At 63.8% G+C, this 20781-nt stretch carries 18 protein-coding genes; 11 read left to right on the top strand and 7 right to left on the bottom strand.

Annotated features, from left to right (window positions below):
- Position 1: 1 nt before the first annotated feature.
- From RLO07_RS19400 to RLO07_RS19390, 3 genes are all read right to left on the bottom strand, one after another.
- Complete coding sequence (locus tag RLO07_RS19400) at positions 2–1102, bottom strand: 3-deoxy-7-phosphoheptulonate synthase (RefSeq protein WP_462293801.1); 1101 nt, start codon at positions 1100–1102, stop codon at positions 2–4.
- A 100-nt stretch (positions 1103–1202) separates the two neighbouring features.
- A complete protein-coding gene (locus RLO07_RS19395; RefSeq protein ID WP_462293800.1) occupies positions 1203–2636 on the bottom strand; it encodes an MFS transporter in 1434 nt (477 codons plus the stop codon).
- A gap of 43 nt (positions 2637–2679) precedes the next feature.
- Positions 2680–3075: a zf-TFIIB domain-containing protein gene (locus RLO07_RS19390; RefSeq protein ID WP_462293799.1), complete on the bottom strand. Its 396-nt coding sequence runs from the start codon at positions 3073–3075 to the stop codon at positions 2680–2682.
- Positions 3076–3293: 218 nt separating this feature from the next.
- Here RLO07_RS19390 and RLO07_RS19385 point away from each other — a divergent pair, with 218 nt between their 5' ends.
- The 4 genes from RLO07_RS19385 to RLO07_RS19370 all read left to right on the top strand — a co-directional run bounded on the left by RLO07_RS19385 (position 3294) and on the right by RLO07_RS19370 (position 7370).
- Positions 3294–3926: a c-type cytochrome gene (locus RLO07_RS19385; protein WP_462293798.1), complete on the top strand. Its 633-nt coding sequence runs from the start codon at positions 3294–3296 to the stop codon at positions 3924–3926.
- A 31-nt stretch (positions 3927–3957) separates the two neighbouring features.
- Positions 3958–5136 carry a cytochrome-c peroxidase gene (locus RLO07_RS19380; protein WP_462293797.1) on the top strand — a complete coding sequence of 393 codons (1179 nt, stop codon included), beginning with the start codon at positions 3958–3960 and terminating at the stop codon, positions 5134–5136.
- Positions 5133–6641: a parallel beta-helix domain-containing protein gene (locus tag RLO07_RS19375; RefSeq protein WP_462293796.1), complete on the top strand. Its 1509-nt coding sequence runs from the start codon at positions 5133–5135 to the stop codon at positions 6639–6641. Before RLO07_RS19380 ends, RLO07_RS19375 begins: the two co-directional genes overlap by 4 nt.
- Before the next feature lie 111 nt (positions 6642–6752).
- Positions 6753–7370, top strand: coding sequence for a hypothetical protein (locus tag RLO07_RS19370; RefSeq protein ID WP_462293795.1), 618 nt, complete (start codon positions 6753–6755; stop codon positions 7368–7370).
- 46 nt (positions 7371–7416) lie between these two features.
- On the opposite strand, the gene RLO07_RS19365 is transcribed toward RLO07_RS19370, so the two are convergent.
- On the bottom strand, positions 7417–8562 hold the full coding sequence (locus RLO07_RS19365) for a PQQ-dependent sugar dehydrogenase (RefSeq protein WP_462293794.1): 1146 nt from the start codon (positions 8560–8562) through the stop codon (positions 7417–7419).
- Positions 8563–8625: 63 nt separating this feature from the next.
- Here RLO07_RS19365 and RLO07_RS19360 point away from each other — a divergent pair, with 63 nt between their 5' ends.
- Entirely contained in the window at positions 8626–9057 is a 432-nt protein-coding gene (locus tag RLO07_RS19360) for a hypothetical protein (protein ID WP_462293793.1), read from the top strand.
- Positions 9058–9059: 2 nt separating this feature from the next.
- Here the strand turns inward: RLO07_RS19360 and hemN are convergent, their stop codons facing one another.
- A complete protein-coding gene (hemN, locus tag RLO07_RS19355; protein ID WP_462293792.1) occupies positions 9060–10481 on the bottom strand; it encodes an oxygen-independent coproporphyrinogen III oxidase in 1422 nt (473 codons plus the stop codon).
- Positions 10482–10718: 237 nt separating this feature from the next.
- Between hemN and RLO07_RS19350 the strand changes: the two genes are divergently transcribed.
- Positions 10719–11768: a mechanosensitive ion channel family protein gene (locus RLO07_RS19350; protein ID WP_462293791.1), complete on the top strand. Its 1050-nt coding sequence runs from the start codon at positions 10719–10721 to the stop codon at positions 11766–11768.
- 29 nt (positions 11769–11797) lie between these two features.
- Here RLO07_RS19350 and RLO07_RS19345 read toward each other — a convergent pair whose 3' ends face one another.
- Together RLO07_RS19345 and RLO07_RS19340 are read right to left on the bottom strand one after the other, a co-directional pair.
- Positions 11798–14665: a S8 family peptidase gene (locus RLO07_RS19345; RefSeq protein WP_462293790.1), complete on the bottom strand. Its 2868-nt coding sequence runs from the start codon at positions 14663–14665 to the stop codon at positions 11798–11800.
- A gap of 89 nt (positions 14666–14754) precedes the next feature.
- Entirely contained in the window at positions 14755–15372 is a 618-nt protein-coding gene (locus RLO07_RS19340) for a TetR/AcrR family transcriptional regulator (protein WP_462293789.1), read from the bottom strand.
- A gap of 123 nt (positions 15373–15495) precedes the next feature.
- Here RLO07_RS19340 and RLO07_RS19335 point away from each other — a divergent pair, with 123 nt between their 5' ends.
- The 5 genes from RLO07_RS19335 (at position 15496) to RLO07_RS19315 (ending at position 20746) form a co-directional block, all read left to right on the top strand.
- Positions 15496–16728, top strand: a complete 1233-nt coding sequence (locus RLO07_RS19335; protein WP_462293788.1) for an amidohydrolase family protein — start codon at positions 15496–15498, stop codon at positions 16726–16728.
- Positions 16725–17693 carry a Rieske 2Fe-2S domain-containing protein gene (locus RLO07_RS19330; RefSeq protein ID WP_462293787.1) on the top strand — a complete coding sequence of 323 codons (969 nt, stop codon included), beginning with the start codon at positions 16725–16727 and terminating at the stop codon, positions 17691–17693. The genes RLO07_RS19335 and RLO07_RS19330 overlap by 4 nt, the downstream gene beginning before the upstream one ends.
- A gap of 1 nt (position 17694) precedes the next feature.
- On the top strand, positions 17695–18576 hold the full coding sequence (locus tag RLO07_RS19325; protein WP_462293786.1) for an SDR family NAD(P)-dependent oxidoreductase: 882 nt from the start codon (positions 17695–17697) through the stop codon (positions 18574–18576).
- Positions 18577–18642: 66 nt separating this feature from the next.
- Positions 18643–19425: an acetoacetate decarboxylase family protein gene (locus tag RLO07_RS19320; RefSeq protein WP_462293785.1), complete on the top strand. Its 783-nt coding sequence runs from the start codon at positions 18643–18645 to the stop codon at positions 19423–19425.
- Positions 19426–19558: 133 nt separating this feature from the next.
- On the top strand, positions 19559–20746 hold the full coding sequence (locus tag RLO07_RS19315; RefSeq protein ID WP_462293784.1) for a GGDEF domain-containing protein: 1188 nt from the start codon (positions 19559–19561) through the stop codon (positions 20744–20746).
- Positions 20747–20781 lie beyond the last annotated feature (35 nt).

Here is a 20781-nt window from a genome sequence, read left to right as displayed (position 1 = left end):
GTCAGCCGTGCCGGCGCACTGTGGCCGCCAGCTGCTCCAGCAGGGGCAGGGTTTCTGCAAGCGACAGGCAGGCATCGGTGATGCTCTGGCCGTAGGTCAACTGGTCGCGATCCGCCATCGGCTGGGTGCCGCCGGTCAGGTGGCTCTCCAGCATGACGCCGCGAATGGCCGCTTGTCCCTGCTCGATTTGGTCGCACAGTGACGACACGACAGTCGCTTGCTGCTGCGGATCCTTGTTGCTGTTGCCGTGGCTGCAGTCGACGATGAGGGACGCGGGCAGTTCCCTGGTCGCCAGCGCCATGGCCGCGGCCTGTATTGCCTCGGGATGGTAGTTGGGTCCGGAGTCTCCGCCTCCGCGCAGAATCAGGTAGCAGTGCGGGTTGCCGGTCGAGTGCAGGATCGCGGGGGTGCCCTCCTTGGTCAGGGACGGGAACCAGTGACTGTGGCTGGCCGAGCGGATAGCGTCAATGGCGACGGTAATATTGCCGTTGGTGCCGTTCTTGAAGCCCACCGGCATGGACAGTCCGGAGGCGAGTTCGCGGTGGATCTGGCTTTCCACGGTGCGCGCACCGATGGCGCCGAAACTCACCAGGTCCGCGTAGTACTGGCCGAAGGTGGTGTCGAGAAACTCGCTGGCCGCCGGCAATCCCAGGGTGGCGACATCCAGCAGTACCTTGCGCGCCTGCCGCAGGCCCTTGTTGATATGGAAGCTGCCGTCCAGGTCCGGATCGTTGATCAGGCCCTTCCAGCCGACCACCGTGCGCGGCTTTTCGAAATAGACCCGCAACACCGGCAATATGGCATCCGCCAGCGGCGTACAGTCCTCCTGCAGACGGGCTGCGAAGTCGAGCAGCGCGGCCGGGTCGTGTACCGAACAGGGGCCGACGATGGCCAGCAGACGGCGGTCCTCGCCGCGCAGCACGGCCTCGATTTCGCGCCGCGCCCGGGCGATGTTGTGGCGCTGGGCATCGGGCAGCGGCAGTTCCTCTGCCAGCACCCAGGGCGTGATCAGCGGCTGGGCCCCGTGGATGCGGACATCATCGGTACGGTCAGTCGGGCTGAGGTCAGTCGGGCTGCGGTCAGTCGGGCTGGGCTTGTTCATGGTGTTGCCTGTGGCGCCTGGGCCGGGCATTTTGACCCAGGGCCTGGATCCGGGCAACCCGGGTCACTGCGCTCCAGGCCCGCAGGAGGCCATTCCAGGTTTACTCGCTCAGTGCGCGCCGGGCGGCCAGTTTTTCCTGCACCGCCTCTACCTGCGCCTGGCTGGTGTGGATGTGGGAAATGATCCAGAGGGCAACCAGCAGGGCCGGGATGACACCTAGCCCCAGCGCATAGACGAGTCCGTGCAGGGTCCCGAGGGGTACCTCGCCAGGGCGCATCCCGGTTTCCAGGCCAATGATATCCAGCGCCAGGCCACCGTACAGGGGGCCGGCCACGGTCGCCAGCTTGTTGACAAAGTTGGTCATTGAGAAGAAGCCGGCTTCCTGGCGCACACCGTGGTCCAGTTCATGTTCGTCGGTCAGGTCTGCGACGATGGAGGTACTGTTGATGATCCGCAGCATGAACAGGTACATGAATATCAACATGAAGATGAAGTTCAGGGCGAAAATGAGACGGTCGCTGTCCGCGGGCAGCAGCTGGAACAACTGCAGCGGATATAGCCACAGGCAGTTGAGGATGAGCCCGAGCAGCGACAGCTGCACCAGCCGCTGCTTCGACAGGCGCCTGCCGAGGGGACCCAGGGTCACTGCGGCCAGCAGTACGGCCAGCAGCGTCGGCACTGACAAAATGATGGAAATCTGGGTGGCCGAGAACTCCCAGAAGAAAGTCCATACCAGCATGTTCAGGCTGCTGATGACGCCATAGGCAGAAGTGGCGGCAACATCGTAGGCGATCAGGAGGCGGAAATTGCGGTTGCCCAGGGTGCGCCAGAGGTCCCGGACCAGGGCGAAGAGCGTCGTGCGCTCGCCCTGGTCGCCGCCGGGCCGCGGCACTTCGGGCCGGATGTGGTGCCGCGTTCCCACCGTGCTCAGAGTCGCCATGACCCAGACCACGGCGCAGGACAGCATCCCGTACAGGGGGTAGCGCGACTGCTCGAAGCGCCCGTCGATGCCGTTTTGTTCCGGGAATACCAGCACCAGGGCCGCTGCGGGCAGCAGTACGGCAAACAGGAACATCAGGCCCATGCGGGCTCCCAGCACCTGGGTCCGGTCATGGTAGTCGGAAGTGATCTCGGCCGACAGGGCCAGGTGGGGAATGGTAAAGGTGGTGACAAAGGTGCGCACCCACAGGGACCAGAACAGCAGCCAGGCCGCCAGCCAGATGCTGTTGTCGATCACGGCCTGGGGTGGCGCGAACAGGCCGACGAAACCCAGGCCCAGGGGCAGGATGCTCAGCGCCATGAACGGATGGCGACGGCCAAAGCGGCTGCGCAGGCGGTCTGAAAGCGAGCCAACCAGGGGGTCGGAGACGCCGTCCCAGACAAGACTGATGGCGATGATGAGGCCGGTGACGGTGCCGCTCAAGCCCAGGACCTGGGTGTAGAACAGCAGGATGAACATGGTGTAGGCCGCTTCCTTGGCGGCAGATACCGCGCCTCCTGCGCCATACAGGAGGCGGGTCTTGACGGTTATCACTGCGCCGGGATGATGCGGGGGGCGCCCTGCATGCCCGGGCGGGTCAGCGCCCGCCCTTGATCAGACTGCGGAAACGGTCGACCAGGGTCTCGTGCTTGTAGTCGGTAAACTCACCGGCATCCATGAACATGCCGTGTTCACTGCAGGTCTCGTACCAGATGTGCTGCTGTTTTCGGTCCGAGGTTTTTTCCATGTCCTTGCCGCAGTGCGGGCAGGCGATGTCCGCCACCTGGTCCCATTTCCTGCCTTCGGCAGGGTTGCCCAGGTCCAGGGCGTCACCCATCCACTTGGACTTGAGGGCGTCTGCCTCCCCAGTGTCAAACCAGAGCCCCATGCAATTGGTACAGCGGTCGATGGTGACATCGCCGTAGGTGACTTCCTCCATGCCGTGGCCGCACTTGGGGCATTTCAGGCTGTGTTGATCGGGGTTGTATTCCATCGGTCGTCCCTGTCAGGTCAGTTTATTCTGGTGCTTGCTGGTGCTCGCGCGGAGCAGGTCAGACGCGAGTCTAGCGCAGGGCCGCGAGTTTGTCCTCCCCCGCGGGTATCGCCACCTGCGGTCCGCATGCTGTTCGGACTGCAAGCAGCTGGCCGATACTCCGGCCGACGAAAAGCTGGTAAATTCCCCGGTTCACGGTTATTGCCCGGGACACTAGGATGAGTTTGGTTTTTTTGCCGCTGTTTTTGCTGCTTGCTGCTGCGTCTGCCGGGGCCACGGCCGCTGCCGATGCCACCGTGGCCGATCTCTACCGGCCCTGTGCCGCCTGCCATGGCGCCGACGCCGGGGGCAATGTCGCCCTGCAGGCGCCGCGCCTCAACCACCTGCGGCCCGTGTACATCCTGGCGCAGCTGGACAAGTTCCAGCGCGGCCTGCGCGGCGGCGAGGGTGCCACCGAGGCGGCGCAGCAAATGGTTGCGGGGGTTGCGCTGCTGCCGCCGCGGGAACGCTGGCCGGACCTCGCGCTGTACATCAGCGAGCTGGCAGGTGGCCCCTCGGCGGCCACCCTGACCGGCGGGGATCCGGTCCTCGGTGGCGACTACTTCAACCAGTTCTGCGGCGCCTGCCACGGTCCCGCAGCCGGTGGCAATGTCGCGCTCAGCGCGCCCACCCTGGCAGGTGCCGACGACTGGTACCTGGCCGCGCAGCTGCACGCGTTTCGCGACGGGCGCCGCGGCCAGCACCGGGAGGACCGCACTGGCCGGCAGATGCGCTCCATGGCGGCGGTCCTGCCCGGCGAACAGGCGATCCTCGATGTCATCGCGTTTATCCGCAGCCAGCCCGCAGAGTAGGCGCAGTGGGCCGGCCATCTGGCTGGCTGGCATGCTCCTGCTGTCGGGCTGGGGGCCGGGGGTGGCGGCGGCTGACGGCGTTGCCGGGATCAATCTCAGCCAGGTGTGCCCTCCGGGGTTCGAACTTGAGGACGAAGGCTGCAGGCTTCGCAGCCTTTACCAGCGCTACGACTCACTGCAGGGCGCTGGCGTCGGCGGCCTGAAAACCGGCTTGCCGCCCTGGCGCGATGGCTTCACCCCGCAGCAGATCGATCTCGGCCGCTATCTGTTTTTTGATCCGCTGTTGTCCGCGGATCACACCCTGTCCTGCGCCAGCTGCCACCAGCCCGAGCGCGGTTTTGCCGATGGCATGGGGCGCAGTGTCGGCAGCGGCGGCCAGTTGAGCGCGCGCTCCGCGCCCAGCTTGTGGAATGTGGCCTTTCTGCAACGCCTGTTCTGGGATGCCCGCGCCGACAGCCTGGAACAGCAGATGCTGGAGCCTCTCTTCAGTACCGCCGAAATGGCCAATTCACCTGGTGCCCTGCGCGCCAGCCTGCGCGACTCCGCGGCCTACCGCGCGCTGTTTGCTCAGGCATTTCCCGATCATTTCAGTCGCCCGGGCGCCGCTATCGAGCTCGACCAGCTGTACACCGCGCTGGTTGCTTTCCAGACCTCGCTGATCTCGCTCAACAGTCGCTACGACCAGTATGCGCACGGCCATGGCGATGCCTTGAGTGCGAGTGAAAAGGCCGGTTTGAACGTGTTCCGGTCCTTTGTCGCCCGCTGTGCCGAGTGCCATACGCCGCCCCTGTTCAGCAATCAGCAACTCGCGGTCATCGGCACGCCCGAGCCCGAGGGTCTGCCATTCGACCCCGGTGCCGGACCGGGCCTGGGCGAACCCACTTTGCGGGGCGCCTTTCGCACGCCGGGCCTGCGCAATATCGCCCTCACCGCGCCCTACATGCACTCGGGCCGCTTTGCGACGCTGCGCGAAGCCGTGGCCTTCTATACCGGCGGTCGCGGCCATGCCGTACCCGCCAGTGAGGATCTCAGGATACACTGGCACATCTGGGAACCGCGGCTGACGGACGAGGAACTGGACCAGCTGGTCGAATTCCTGCACACGCTGACCGACGAGAGCCTGAAGCCCGTGACCCCGGCGGCTGTGCCCTCCGGCCTGCCGCTGATGCACGGTCCCACGACACCAATAACAACAGGGAGCACGCCATGAAAAGAATCCTGGGAATTGCCACTGGCGCGATAGCGATGCTTGCGGTCGGTTTTTACCTCGGCCAGGCACGCCAGCCGCCGCCCACGGTGATCCAGACGCCGGCGGCGCCGAAGGCGGCTTTTGCGCCAGCAGACATCGCGCCGCCGGCCTCGGGGCCGGTGCGCACCCTGGCTACGCCGGTCAGCGGTGAACTGATTCTGGTGCGGGATGGCGAGTCCATCCAGGCGGCCGTCAGCGAGGCGGCGCCGGGCGCGGTGATCAAGGTGTTGCCCGGTACCTATCGGGAGACCGTTTACATCGACAAGGACAATATCACCCTGTCCGGGGTGATCGAGCGCGGCGCCTACCCGGTGCTGGACGGCGAGGACTTCCGCAACGATGCGGTGCTGTACTCGGGCAACGGTGTCACCATCGAGAATCTGTATATCACCCGCTATAAAGGCAACGGCATCATGGGCCAGGCGGGCAACAACTACATTATCCGCAACAACATCATCGTCGATACCGGTGTCTACGGGATCTTTCCGCAGTTGGGGAAGAACGGCATCGTCGCCCACAATGTGGTTTCCGGGATCGAGGATGCGGCAATTTATGTGGGCATGTCGGACAATGTCGATGTGGTCTTCAACGAGGTATTCGAGAGCGTCGCCGGCATCGAGATCGAAAACAGCCGCGGCGCCCTGGTGGAAGGCAATTTCGTCTACAACAACACCGGCGGCATCCTCGCCTTCATCACTCCCGGGCTGCCGATCAAGACCTGCGGCGATGTGATCATCCGCAACAATTTCATCTCCGGCAACAACCACGAGAACTTCGCCATTCCCGGCTCACTGGTGTCCAATATTCCGTCCGGCACCGGGGTGCTGGTGATGGCCTGCGACGATGTGGTGCTGGAAGGCAACATCATCACCAACAACGACTCCGTCGGCATAACCTTCACGGACTTTTCCCTGGCCTCCAATGCCGCGGTGGACCCGGAATCTGACCCCTACCCGAACCGCCCGGTGATTCTCAACAACATCATGCTCAACAACGGCAGCAACCCGGCACCGGTGGTGCGGGCCATTCTCGCGGCCATGCTGGAGACCCGCGGCCCGGACATTATCGACACGGTGGGCATGGATGACGGCTGCATACTCAATCCTGAGCGCTTCCGCACGATCGGCCTTGGCGAGTACGGAGACTGTGCCTTCGAGACCACCGCCAATGTGGCAACCTACACATTGCCAGAACCTGTTCCCGCCCGTGACCTCGCCGACGTCGATACCGGACGCCTGGTGTATTACGGCATCTGCGCTGGCTGCCATGCCTATAATTCCAGACTGATTGGCCCGCCGGTACAGATAGTGCAGGCGCTTTACATGGATGACCCCGAAGGCATCGCCGCCTATATTGCCGAGCCGGAGCGCAAGCGGCAGGATTATCCGGCGATGCCGCCGCAGGCGCATCTGGATGCGGCGACTCGTCTTGCCGCCGCCGAATTCATGTTGCAGCTGGAGAATTGAATCGAACTGCATTGTCTCTTGCGGCAGATCAAAAAATAGACATTGCGCCTGCTGTTATTCCGCCTACACTTAGGCAGCGGTACCCGTTCAACCACGAGAGTGATAACGCCCATGTTGGAAAAAGAAATGTCCCAGGCTGTGAAGATGGCAGAGCAGGCAAACAAGAAAGTCGTGCAGCTGCAAAAGAAGCTGCTATCGGAAACCGAGAAGGCACACGCCAAGGTCAAGGCTGACCTGACGGCGGCGCGGAAAAAGCATACTGCCGCCAACACGCGCCTGAAGAAAGCGCGCACTTCCTTCCGCGGCAAAAGCAGCAGTGCCAACCAGAAGCATGTCGAAGACCTGGTCAAGCAGGTTCAGGATCTGGCGGAATCGGTAGCGAAGATTGCCAAGACAGCCTACACCTCCTTCGAGAAGCTGCTGCCAATTCAGGCCGATCTGGCGCTGGAGTCCCGTCGTGCCGAGGCGGCCGACAAGGCGGCATCAATGGTTGAGAAGGCTGCCGAGCGGCGCAGCAAGGCCCAGCATGCAGCGGCCGGGAAAAAAGGTGCCGCGGTGACGAACGCAGCTGCGAAGAAGAAGGCGGCAGCGAAAAAGAAAGCAGCCCCGAAGAAAAAGGCAGCCCCGAAGAAAAAGGCAGCTCCGAAGAAAAAGGCGGCGCCCAAGAAGGCGGCGCCCAAGAAGGCGGCTGCGAAGAAGACCAGGGCTACCCCCGCAAAGTCCAGCTGAAGCGCCGCCAGATCCAGCCCCACCACTTTCCGGATGGTGGGGCTGTCTAGTTCGCCGGGGGCGCCTCAGCCGGGGGCGCCTCAGCCGGCCGCACCTCAGCCGGCCGCACCCTCACAAGGGCGCCGTTCTCGGCATCGGTGAGCAGATAGATGAAACCATCTGTTCCGGTGCGGACGTCGCGGATGCGTGCGTCCAGCTCGCCGAACAGCGCCGTTTCATCGCTCACCCGCCCGCCCTCCAGGGTCAGCAGCCGTACCTCCTTGTCTACCAGGGCGCCAACCAGCAGCTTGCCGCGCCAGGCCGGGAATTGCTCGCCGTCATACCAGGTCATGCCCGAGGGGGCGATACTGGGTGACCAGACGTGCAGGGGCGCTGCCATCCCTGGCAGCTCCTTGAAGGGCGAGACAAGGGCACCACTGTAGTCGACGCCATGGGTTACCGCCGGCCAGCCATAGTTTTCTCCCGCCCGCAGCAGATTGACCTCGTCTCCTCCCTTGGGGCCATGCTCGTGCAGGTAGACCGTGCCGGAATCGCCAGCGAGGACCAGGCCCTGGGGATTGCGGTGGCCCAGTGTCCACACGCGTTCGCTGCCGGGCGCGGCAAAGGGGTTGTCTGCGGGTACGCTGCCGTCGTCGTTGACCCGCAGTACCTTGCCCAGCTCGCTGCCGGGGTCCTGGGCCTGTTCGCGGAAATCGAAGCCATCGCCGGTGGTGAGCAGCAGGCTGTTGTCCGGCAGGAACAGCAGGCGGCCGCCGTAGTGCTGGGCGGTATTCTTCTTGTTCGCTACCCACAGAATATCAGCGCCATCGCGGAGGACGTTGTCCTCCAGCCGGGCGCGCCAGATGGCCGTGCCGTTGGCGTCCCGGTCACCGCGGGCATAGGCGAGGTACACCAGCCGGTTGGCTGCAAACTGCGGGTGCAGCACAATGTCGAAAAAGCCACCCTGGCCGGCCAACCAGGTAGAGGGTACGCCGCCGATTTCCTGGCGCTGGCTGCCGTCGGCGCTGATCTGGAGCAGCTTGCCGCGTCGTTCGGTGACCAGCAGGCCGCCATCGGGCAGCTGGGCAACCGACCACGGGTGATGCAGGCCGCTGGCGAGTGTTTCCAGCTGGTAATCTGCCGCCGACACGGCGCAACCTGCCAGCCAGAGTACCGTGGCGAGGACGCGACGGACGATCGCTGATGCGTTCATGGGCTTTTCCTTTGCGGTTTGAGCGGTCATTATAAACAGTCACAGCGCCAGAGGTAGTCGTCCATGATTCGTGTGCTCAAGGCATTTTTCCCCGCGGTTATCGCCGCCTATATCACCGGCTGTCTGTTGGCGACCCAGGTGGTACTCGGCAATCTGGCTGACATGGGCGTCGACATCTCCCTGGCCACCCGCCTGCAGGCCAGCTTTCACGACCTGCTGGGCATGACCGCCTACCTGTTGTTGATCCTGGTGGCGTTTGTGATTGCCATGCCCGTAGCCGCCGGCCTGGTGCGCATTCACCTGGTGCCGGGAACGCGGGTGTTCTGGTTTACTCTTGCCGGCTTTGTCGCCCTCGTGGCGCTGCACTTGATCATGCGCCAGGCGCTGGGTGTGTATCCGGTGGCCGCAGCCAGGGACTTGGGTGGCTTGCTGCTCCAGGGTCTTGCGGGCGCGGTGGGCGGATTTCTCTACAGCGTCATCAGCAGCCGCCGCTGAGATCAGATAATCCGCGAGAAGCGGTTGCCGGACAGTTGGCTGGAGTCAATGTAGGCGTCGAACTCCATGCAGATGCGTCGGACCAGCAGGCGACCGGCCGGCAGCACTGTGATACCTCCGTAAGACATCGCCAGCAGGCCATCGGCCGCCAGCAGCGGCAAGCGCGTCAGCTCGGCGCTGAAGTAGTCGGCGAAGCGGATGCCAAACTGCTGTTCGATGACCCCGTAGTCGAGGGCGAAATTGCAGATCAGCTCGTTGATGACGGCCTTGCGTATCGCGTCGTCGCGGCTCAGCGTGATCCGCTTCGCCAGCGGCAGCCTGCCGGCCTTGATGGCGGCGGTGTAGGAAGGCTCATCCTTGAAATTCTGGAAGTGGTTGTTGCCCAGGGCATTGATGGCGGAAACCCCGAACGCCAGCAGGTCGCAGTCCTTGTGGGTGGAGTAGCCCTGGAAGTTGCGGTGCAGGGTGCCCTGCATCTGTGCCAGGGCCAGCTCGTCACCCGGTCGGGCAAAGTGGTCCATGCCGATGTACTCGTAACCTTCGTGCAGCAGCCGGTCTATGCTCTGTTGCAGGATTGCCATCTTGACCCCGGCTGCGGGCAGTTGCCGTTCGTCAATCTGGCGCTGGGTCTTGAACAGCTGCGGCATGTGCGCGTAGTTGAACAGCGACAACCGGTCTGGCTGCAGGCGGATGACCTGTTCAAGGGTGCGGGCGAAGGAGCGCTCGCTCTGCAGCGGCAGGCCGTAGATCAGGTCCATGCTCAGGGACTTGAAACCCGAAGCGCGGATTGCCGCTACCAGTGCCGCAACTTCTTCGGCGCTGTTGAAGCGATTGACTGCCTGCTGCACCTCCGGATCGAAGTCCTGCACGCCCATGCTGAGGCGGTTGAAGCCCAGCTCGCGCAGGTGTCGGATGCGGTCGGTGGCCATACCGCCGGGGTGGATTTCGATCGAGAACTCGCCCTCGTCATCTGGCGCCAGGCGGAACTGCCCACGTATGGTGGTCATCAGCGCCTGCATCTCGCTGTCGCTGATGTAGGTCGGCGTACCCCCGCCCCAGTGCAGCTGGCGCACGATCCGCTCCGGGTTGACCGCGGCTGCCTGCAGGGCTATCTCGCGCTGCAGGAATACCAGGTAGTCACTGGCGCGCTGGCGGTTGGCGGTAATGATCTTGTTGCAGGCGCAGTAGTAGCAAACCGTATCGCAGAAGGGAATGTGAAAGTACAGCGACAGGGGGGCGCTGATTTCATTGCTGGCTGCCAGCGCTTCGCGCCACTGGGCCTCGCTGACATCGTCCCTGAACTGGGCCGCTGTCGGGTAGGAGGTGTAGCGCGGCCCCGCCAGGTTGTAGCGGGCAATCAGGTCCGGGTCCCACAGTGAATCCGAGGTCAGTTCGCGGGTTGAGACTGCGCCAGGGGATACCATGATACTCTGCCTGTCCTGATGTAGGTACCCAGCTTACCGCAGCGGTCCCCGCGGGCTGTTGACCTGCATCAAGCTGGCGTTTGCTTGCTGCCCGGGGTGCAAATTTGCCCTATGCTACAGGCTAAAATCGAGCTGGAAATGTCGGCATGACTGCAACAGCAAGGGAAGGTCAGAAAACGTGGGTCTACTGAGCAGAATCAAGAAATTTCATGGGGTCTGCGACAAGTGAACTTAGCCGTGAACGAGATACTTGCGTTGTTTGACATGGCCTGGCCATCACTGTTGACCGTGGTCTTGGTGGTGGTTGGGGTGTTTCTGGCGCGACTGGTGGCACTGCGGGGACCTCAGGGCACCAGCAGCATTCTGTTTCAGCTGGCCGTCTGGCTGATCGTCTCGGCCGGCATTATCGCTCTGGTCGTCGTGCTGCCGGTCAATGACGAGACCCAGGGCCAGGTGCTGAGCCTGCTGGGTGTGCTGCTCTCGGCCATCGTCGCCCTGGCTTCCACCACTTTTGTTGCCAATGCAATGGCGGGCATCATGTTGCAGATTACCCGGCCCTTTTATCCGGGGGATTATATTCGCATCAATGAACTGTTCGGTCGTGTCACCCGGCGAGCACTGCTCAACACCCAGATCCAGAGCGAGATGCGCGACCTGATTACCTTGCCCAACCTGATGCTGGTGAACCAGCCCTTCACGGTATTGCACCGTGAGGGCACGATTATTTCCGCCGACGTTTCCATTGGCTACGACGAGCCCTACACTCGCGTGCAGGAGTTGTTGCTGGTGGCCGGGGCCGAGGCTGGTCTCGCCGAGCCTTTCGTGCTGGTCCAGGAATTGCTGGATCACGCCGTGGTCTACCGGGCCTGTGGCTTTCTGGAGGACATGAAGCATCCGTTGACTGCGCGCTCCAACCTGCGCAAGACGATCCTCGAACAGCTGCATGGCAATGGTGTGGAGATCGTCTCCCCGGGGTTTGTCTATCAGCGCCGCGTCGATGGCGAGCAAAAGGTTATCCCTGAGCAACCCACACTGCACACCAGCGCCGCCGACGACGAGAGCACGGTCCCCGAGGACAAGATCTTCGACATGGCCGAAGAAGCCGCGAGCCTGGAGGAGTTGCGCCAGCACCGGGAGCAGATTCACGAGGATCTGAAGGCGGGACGCGAGCAGCTCAAGCAGGCTGCCCCCGAGGAAAAAGCGGCCCTGGAGAGTCAATTGGCTCAGCTGAAGCACCGGGAGGCCTGGCTGAGCGAGCGCATTGAGCGTCAGCGCGACTCTGGTTAGGGATTACGCTGCGACGCTGGCAGTCTGTCTCAGTCCCGAAATCCATCCCCGATGGTTTGACGCGGCAGACCCTGCCCTGTGTTGTTCTCCGTACCAGCTGCGGCAGCGTCAGGCAGGCTGATCAGGTACTCGGCCGGGAAATCGATGTTGTCCCGATCCCGGTCGAGGTTTATCACGGCCGGCTGGTCCGTGGTCAGCCAGGCGCCGCAGGCCTCGCCGGCATCGCAGATAAACAGGTCATTGTCCGCATCGGAGCCGGCGAACAGGAGGTAGCGACCGGCCGGCAGTGCAGGAAAGCTGAACTCGTAGCGGCCGTCGCGGGCCCGGGCTGCAGCCTGCTCCACCGCGTCGTCCAGTTCCGCATCGTATACCAGGATATACACTACCCCCACATCCGATACCGCCGCATTGCCGACCGAGACCAGTGCCCGTACCTGCAGGCTGTTGGCACTGGAGCGCGCTGTCACTGTGGCGGCGTGGATGCCTTCGTCCAGTTGACCGCGATCCACGGCCAGCCGGTAGCGGCCCAGGCCCTGGCTGTCGACCTGATCGGGGCTGACCTGTAGCCAGGGCGCGTCACTGGACACCCCGGTGACGCGCAGCTCGCCGCTGCCAGCGTTGCTCAGGAACAGGTTCAGGGTCTCCAGACTGTTGCCGAAATTCAGGTTGAGGCTGGAAGCCTGCAGCGACGCCGGCGCGGTAAATTCAGTGCCGATACTGGCCAGCGCGGCCTCTACCGCCATGCGCGCATTGATCAGGCCGTGACCGTAGAGGTCATCGCGGCCCGGCGCTCCGAGGTCGTCAGTAAGGCTGCCACTCTGCAGCAGGGCTGCAAACTGTTGCGGCGTGAGGTCCGGGTTGATGCTTTTCATCAACGCGATGACGCCGGAGACGTGCGGTGCCGCCATTGAGGTACCGCTGAGGAATACATAGGCAAAGTCGATAGTGGATGCTGTTGCGGTGCCGCCGGTGCTGAGCACGCCGTCGGGATAACCGTCACCATTGATATCGGCGGCGCTGTCGCCGCCGGGCGCGGCGATGTCGATGGTGGTACCGCGGTTGCTGTAGCTGGTGATCTGACGCTGGATGTCGACAGCCGACACCGAGACCACGCTGTCATAGGCAGCGGGATACCCGGGTGCCGTGCTGGCCTCGTTGCCGGCGGAGGCGACCACGAAGATGCCCGCCTGGCGCAGATCCCTGTACAGTTGCTGGCTGATCTGGCTGAAGCCCTCGCCCCCCAGGCTGAGGTTGATGATATCGGCGCGCCTGGCCGGCACGGTGCCGGAATCGTTGGCCAGGCCCGCGGCGAAGCGCACTGCCTGGGCCACATCATAGGAGGTGCCGCCACTGGCCCCGAGGGCGCGCAGGGGCATGATCCGGGTACCCCAGGCGACGCCTGCCACGCCGATTGCGTTGTTGCCGCGGGCGGCGACGGTGCCGGCCACGTGGCTGCCGTGGAAGCTGCTGGCGGCCGGGTTGTCGCGGTCGCCGGGATCCTCCGGGTTGGGGTCGATGCCGTTGCCGTCACCGGCTGCGGCCGGGTCCCGGACAAAATCGTAGCCGGCAACCAGCTGCCCCGTAAAATCGGGGTGACCCGACAGAATGCCGGTGTCCACCACCGCGACAATGACGCCCGGATCGCCGGTGGTGATATCCCAGGCAGCCGGCAGGGAAACAAGCGGGTAGTGCCACTGCAGCCGGTAGGCGCTGTCGTTGGGTTGTAGGGATGCGCGTATCCGGTAGTTGGGTTCCGCCCAGCGGACGCCCGGCATGCGCCGCAGCGACTTGATGCTGACCAGGGTCTCCCAGCGCTGTTGCTGTACCGGATCGCCGAACTGGCTCCGGCGGGCCGCCGCGCTACCGAGGCGGCGCTCAACTGCCTGGCCCGCCCGCAGGGCCAGCAGCCGTGCCCGGCCCCTGGCGCCGGCGCGCTGGTCCATGCCCATCTGGTGGGCCAGGTCCTCTGGCGCCTGCCCCGGCTGTCCCGCCGCGGCATCGCGGTACTCGACGACAATTTCTCCCGGGACGATATCCGGCTGCTGTCTGTTGCCTTCGAGAGCCTGGTTGCCGACCGCCAGGATGTAGTTGGTGGCGCCTGCAAAGGCGGAGACATTGCCGAACCAGGTGCCGCTGGCAGGTGCGGTCACCGTTTCGATTTCACCGGTTTCGATGGAGAAGTCGACGATCTCACCCTGCTCCGAATAGAGGTACAGATCCGCATCCGCAGTCTCGAAATCAGCAACCAGCAGGGTGATGGACTGGCCCTCCAGCAGCTCCAGACGGTAGTAGTCATCGATATCGCCGGCCACCTGCGAGCGCCCTTCGGCGCCGGTGCCGGGCAGATTGACATAGCCCCCAAGCGTGATCGGGTTGGCCAGGTGCTGGGCGCTGGCGAGCGTGTCGTTGGCAAGATACATGTTGGCGGGATCGTTGGTATCACCATCCACGGCCTGGTTGCTGGATGCCAGCACGCTGCCGCTGAGGCTGTAGGTCACCCCGCCGGCGCTGCCCTCGACGATAACACTCACACTGCTGCTCGCTGCCGCGCCGCTGTTATCCGTAACGGTCAATGAGAATGCGAAAGTGGTATCGCCACTGACGCCCGGGGCGGTGAAACTGGCCTCGGCGCTGGCGCTGCCCTGCAGCTCTATCTCCGGCCCGTCGACCTGCTGCCATTGGTAGCTGACGATGCTGCCATCACTGTCGCTGGAGCCGCTGCCGTCGAGGACCACGGTGGCGCCAATGTCCACGGATACGGGCGCTGAGATGTCGGCGACCGGAGGCTGGTTGGGCGGGGGTGAGGGGGCGCTGCCACCTCCGCCACCGCCACCGCAGCCGTTCAGGGCAAGACTCAGGAATAGCGCCAGTAGCAGATGTGGGTTCAGGTCTCGCATCGTTGCATCGGCAAGCAGGGGATCAGGTCTCGTATTGTTGCATCAGGGAACGCAACAATGCGAGACCTGATCCCACTTTCACCAGGCTTTCAGTCCCTGCAGACAATACCCTCAAACATGTCCCGTGCTTCTTCCAGCTTGGCAAAGATGGGGTAGCTGCTGTCCATGGCCCAGCATACGGTGAGTACGTTCAGGGTGCCGACGACCATGGACGCCAGGATCTCCGGGCTGAAGGTGGTGCGGGCGTCGCCCTGGGCCTGGCCCGCGGCAAACAGGCGGGCAAAGCTGTCCAGGGCGGAGTTGTTGATCTCGCGCTGGGTTTCGGGGTCATTCGCAAATACGGTCGGCGCTGCCAGGATCAGTTGCCGGTCGATTTCCCGATAGCCGGAGAAGGTGGATTCGATAAAGTCGATCATGGCCGCCAGCCGGTCCCGGGTGCTGCTGTAATTGTTGATCAATACGTCCAGCATCGGGCCGGATTGGCTGTACAGGCGCGACACGCCCAGGCCGCCCAGCAGGGCGTGCTTGTTGGGGAAATAGCTGTAGAACGTGCGCCGGGCGACGTCGGCTTCGGCGCAGATTTGTTCGATGCTGGTCTCGTCGATCCCCTGGCGCTGGAACAGTTCATAGGCGGCATCCTCGATGCGCGCGCGGGTCTCCAGCTTGCGCTTTTCCCTGCGTCCCTGCGGTGCCTCGGCTATGCCCATGAAATTTCCGTAATTCGGTTGCTTTTCAGCAGCCATTAAACTAATTTGTAGACAAATGTGCAAGTTTGCACAGGTGTCTGTCTTCATAACAATGGTTCGCAATTGCCCGCAGAGAGTAAAGTCATGTCCGATCGTTTGCTAGTGGTGTCCTCGGACTGCCACGCCGGCCTGCACATCGCCGATTACAAGCCCTACGTTGAATCGAAGTATCACGAGGTCATGGACATGGCGGTGCCGGTCCAGGTCGAGCTCACGGAAAAAGCCGAGCAGAGTTTCCTGATCAAGGAAATCAACGATGCCTGGCGCGCGCCCATACAGAAACAGTTGACCGGAGCCTGGGATTACCAGGAGCGGGTGAAGATGCTGGCCGAAGACGGCATCGTCGCCGAGATCATCTTCCCGGACGGCATCACCGAAATGAACACGCCGCCTTTTGGCGCTGGCCTCGGCCTGTCGCCCCGTGACCAGGTGCCCGAGCTGCAGTGGGCCGGGGCCATGGCGCACAATCGCTGGTTGGCCGAATTCTGCGGCAACGACCCGGCCCGGCATATTGGCGTCGCCTCCATTCCCCTGTTGTGGGATGTGCAGCAGGCGGTGGATGCGGTGCGCTGGTGTGTCGACAACGGTCTCAGGGCGGTGATGATTCCGACCCTCTGGGGCGAACACGCCCCCTACCATGACACCAAATACGACCCGTTCTGGGAGGTCTGCCAGGACCTGGGAGTGATTGTCCATTTCCACTCCGGTCCCGCCCCGCACCCGGAATACTTCGGCAAGCAGTGGCCGCAGGAAGATCGCAGCGAGGAACTGCCGGGAGCCATGGGTATCTACGTTTCCGAGGTCATGTGGTGGCTTTACCGGCCCCTGACCTTCATGATCTGGGGCGGCGTATTCGAGCGCTTCCCGCGCCTTAAGGTGGTGATGACCGAGGGTGGGACCGTGTTCATGCTGCCGCCCTGGCTGCGCCTGCTGGACCACAACTATACCGACGTGCAGTTCTCCGCCAAGCTCGGGGACTTCCGCAGCCATCTGTCCATGTCACCCAGCGAATACTTCCAGCGCAATATTGCGGTCGGCGCCTCCTGCGTGCCGCGCCGGGATATCGACCTGCGCACCGTGCTGGGAGTCGACAAGTTGATGTGGGGCAGCGACTTCCCGCACCCGGAAGGTACCTGGCCGCACACCGGCGAGTATTTCCGCGAGACCTTCGCCGGTATTCCCGAAGCCGACGGGCGCAAGATCCTGGGCGAAAACGCGGTGGCCTGGTATGGCCTCGACCGCGCCCGCCTGCAGGCCGTCGCCGACCAGATCGGCCCCAGTTCCTCCATCTTTCATGCCAGGGGAGAAGCCGCATGACCACCAAGATCGTTGAAGCCTGTGAATCGAAAACCAACACCACCCCCGATTTCCCGATGGGCTGGTACTCCGTGGCCCGCAGCCAGGAACTGCTGGTGGGCGAGGTCAAGCGCGTGCACGCGTTCGACCGCGAGTTCGCGCTCTACCGCACACGCTCCGGCAAGGCGGTACTGCAGGATGCGTTCTGCCCCCACCTGGGTGCCCACCTCGGGGTCGAAGGGCGGGTGATTGGCGAGTCCCTGCGCTGCCCTTTCCACGGCTGGCGTTTCGACACAACGGGACAGTGCGTGGAAATCCCCTACTGTGACGAGATTCCCGAGCGCGCCCGCATCCGTACCTGGCACACCGAGGAGCAGAACGGCGAGGTCTACATCTGGTTCCACCCGCAGAACCTGGCACCGAAATGGGAGCTGCCGGTCTTGACCGAGCTCGACGACGACAACTGGACGGCGCCGCGCTATGCCGAGTTTGAAGTGCCTGCCCACATCCAGGACATCGCGGAGAACTCCTGCGACCCGGTGCATTTCCAGTATGTGCACCGGCAGCCGGATGTGCCGGCCTCGGAAGTGACCATTGACGACGATGGTCGCACCCTGCACCTGCGCGCGGATGCTGACCAGGCCGCGGTGCCGCACAAGCTGCATGCCATGGTACTGAACCCGGGCCTGGCGGTGGTGCGCACTTCCTACGGTCCCGGTGCGGAAATGCTGGTCTACAACAGCGCCCAGCCCATCGACAAGCACACCACCCTGCTGCGCTGGACCCTGTCGGTGCGGCGCGAAATCGAGGACCTGGCGGGTGATGACGTCATGAAGGGCATCATCGCCGGCATCCAGGACGATTACCCGATCTGGGCCAACAAGGTGCACAAGCACAAGCCGGTGTTCTGCCGGGAGGACAAGACCCTGGTGCTGTACCGCAAGTGGGTGCGCCAGTTCTATATCGACGTAAGGGACATTGCCTGAGATGCGGGATTTCAAGGACAAGGTAGCGGTCATTACCGGGGGTGCCAGCGGCGTCGGTCGTTCCCTGGCTTTTGCCCTGGGGCGCCGCGGCGCCCGCATCGTCATCGGCGATGTCGACACCAAGGCCATGGAGGCCATTGACGCGGACCTGGCGGCGGAGGGCATTGACGCCCGGGTGGCCGCCTGCGATGTCACCAACCTCGCCAGCCTGGAGAATCTGGCGGCCATTGCTACCGAGCACTTTGGCGGCGTCCAGCTGGTGTTTGCCAATGCCGGCATCGGCGCCGGCGAGTCCGGGGCCATGTGGGACTACTCCGACAAGGACTGGCAGTGGTGCTTCAACGTCAATATCTGGGGCGTGATCAACACCATCAAGGCCTTCATGCCGCGTCTGGTGGCGGCCAATGAGCCCGCCCACTTCGTGGTCACCGGCTCCGGCAATGGCGCTCTGCTGATTTACCCCGACGCGCCCATCTACACCGCCAGCAAGGCGGCGGTGCACGCGATCACCGAAAACCTGCACTACCAGCTGCAGGCGGCCCAGAGTCCGGTGAAGGTCAGCGCGCTGTTCCCTGGCCCCCATGTGGTGGAGACCGGTCTGTTCAATTCCGGCCGGGTGCGGCCCGAGGCCCTGAAAAAAGAGGTGGAGGGCAACGCCTCCGGCATCAGCTCCGTGGATGACATGAAGCGCATGGCCGCGGAGTACGGCATCGAACTGCAGACCACCCATCCGGACGAGGTTGCCGCCATGGCCCTGGAAGGGCTGGAGCGCGATGCCTTCTGGCTGCTGGCCACCACCCCGGAAACGGAGCAGAAGATCCGCGCCCGGGCCGACATGATCCTCAATCGCGATAACCCGGTTGCCAACATGGTCGGCGGTTGATTCGGGACGGGGCCAGGTCGCGCATTGTCTGTTCCACCCATATCCTACCAATAAGGAAGCTCCAGCATGTCCAACACAGGAAACGCACCCCAGGGCAGCCCTGGTGATATCGGCAACTGGCCGCTGCTCAAGATTGTCTACCGGACTGATCCCGACGCCATTGCGGCGGTGTTGCCACCCGGCATCAGCCCCGGCGCCAAACCCCATGTCAACCTGACCATCTACAATGTGCCGGTACCGGATGAACCGGAATATGGCATCCTGCAGACCGTGGATGCGGACTACAACGGCACTGCCGGTGAGTACGCCCTGGGCTACGGTATAGACCAGGAGTCGGCGATCTTCATCAGCCGCGACCACAATGGCCAGCCCAAGTACCCCTGTACCACCGACTATTATCGGCACGGACCCAACGTCAGTGCCCGTGCCAGCCACCAGGGCTACACCTTCGTGGAATTCAGCGGCACCTCCAGCGGGGAAAACGATCCCCTGCCGGAATTCGACATGCACGAATGGTGGGTGAAGTTCTCCCTCGCGGTGGGTGTCATGCCGGACCCGGCGCGGGGCTACGACTTCCCGCCCCATGTGGTCCATGTCCGCAGCAGGTTTGGCACCGCCTGGCGGGAAAAGGTCGAGGGTCAGCTGGTCCTGCGCGACAGCCCCTGGGATCCGCTGGCCAGCCGCCTGCCGCTGCGGGAACAGGTCTCCGCGCACTTGTGGTGGCCCACCTTTCTCGACCGGGAAGTGACCCTGGCGGGCAAGCTGGACCCCGACGGCTTCATGCCTTTCACCGATACCATCTCGGGGTCCCGCTGGCAGGGAACCCGCGGCGGGCCGCGCCGCGCCTGAAAGGCGGCTCCGGGTTGCGCCAGCAGGGGCGTTCGGCTCCTGCTGGGCATGTTATTTGATGGCACAGAGTGCTTGCTCGCCAGCCGCAGCTGGGCGATGATCCGCTGATGCCTGCAGCCCTTGCCACGCTTCCATGAACCTTGATGCCGTCGCTGCGCTGCAGCTGACGCTGGTGGTCGTTAGCGCCGTATTCGCCGGCGCCAACTATCTCGCCTGGCGTTTGTTCGGCCACCCCCGGCATGCCCTGATCTGGACCTTTGCCTACCTGCTGGCCATGGGTCAGTACCTGGTCAATCTGGTGCGCGATGCGCTGCCCTCCTATGAATCCTACTGGCTGTTCGCCAACCTGATGTCCACGCTGCTGGTGATCACCGTGGTCTGGGGACATCGGCAGCGGCTGGGCAGAATCAGTCCCTGGCCGTGGGTCGCGGGCCTGTTTGTGGCAATCATGCTGGCGCAGCTGGTCTTTACCCTGGTGCTGCCGCGGGCGGATGTGCGGGTTTCGCTGGCGCCGGCCTTTGCCTGTGTCGCCCTGCTGCACGTGGCCTGGCTGTTGCTGCGCCACGGCCCGGAGCCAGTGCTGGCGCAGCGGGTGGCCGCGGTGATCCACGGCCTGTTTGGCCTCGCCCAGGGGCTGGCGGCGGCGATTGCCCTGCAGTTTGGCGCAGTTGCCGCGCCGGCACAGGGGCAGGCCTACAACCTGGTCAACTTCGCCCTGATGCCGACCTTTTTCGTGGCCATGGGTGTCGCCGTGATCTTCCTGCTGGCGACGGATCTTTCCAACAAGCTGCGCCTGCAGGCGATCACCGACCAGCTCACCGGCGTCAGTAACCGGCGCGGTTTCCTGCAGGCCGCCGATCTCCTGCTGGCCCGCGCCCGGCGCCATCGACGCCCGCTGACAATGGTGCTCGCCGATATCGACCTCTTCAAGCGGGTCAACGACCGCTACGGTCACAGCATTGGTGATCTTGCCCTGGCCCATTTCGCCCAGGTTCTCCGCGACAGCGTGCGGGCGGAGGATTGTATCGGCCGCATCGGTGGCGAGGAGTTTGCCATCGTCATGGGTGAGTCCAGTATCGAGGACGCGGGCCGAATGGTCGCCCGGGTGCGCCGCACACTGCAACAGCATCCGCTGGTGGACAACGGCCAGGAAGTTCTCCTGACTGCAAGTTTCGGTATTGCCGCCTTTGACCAGAGCGACAGCAGGGAGGCCCTGCTGCTGCGCGCTGATCAGGCCCTGTACCAGGCCAAGGAGGCCGGCCGCGATTCAGTGATTGTGGCAGCAGACGTTCACCCTGTGGGTATGGTTTCCCACGGCTGATTTGGCCATACTGTCCAGCGTCAATTATTCTATAA

Origin of the sequence: Haliea sp. (assembly GCF_040221975.1) — a bacterium.
GTDB lineage: Bacteria > Pseudomonadota > Gammaproteobacteria > Pseudomonadales > Halieaceae > Haliea.
The sequence above is the reverse complement of the archived record's forward strand: the minus strand, read 5'-3'. Positions and strand labels throughout refer to the sequence as shown.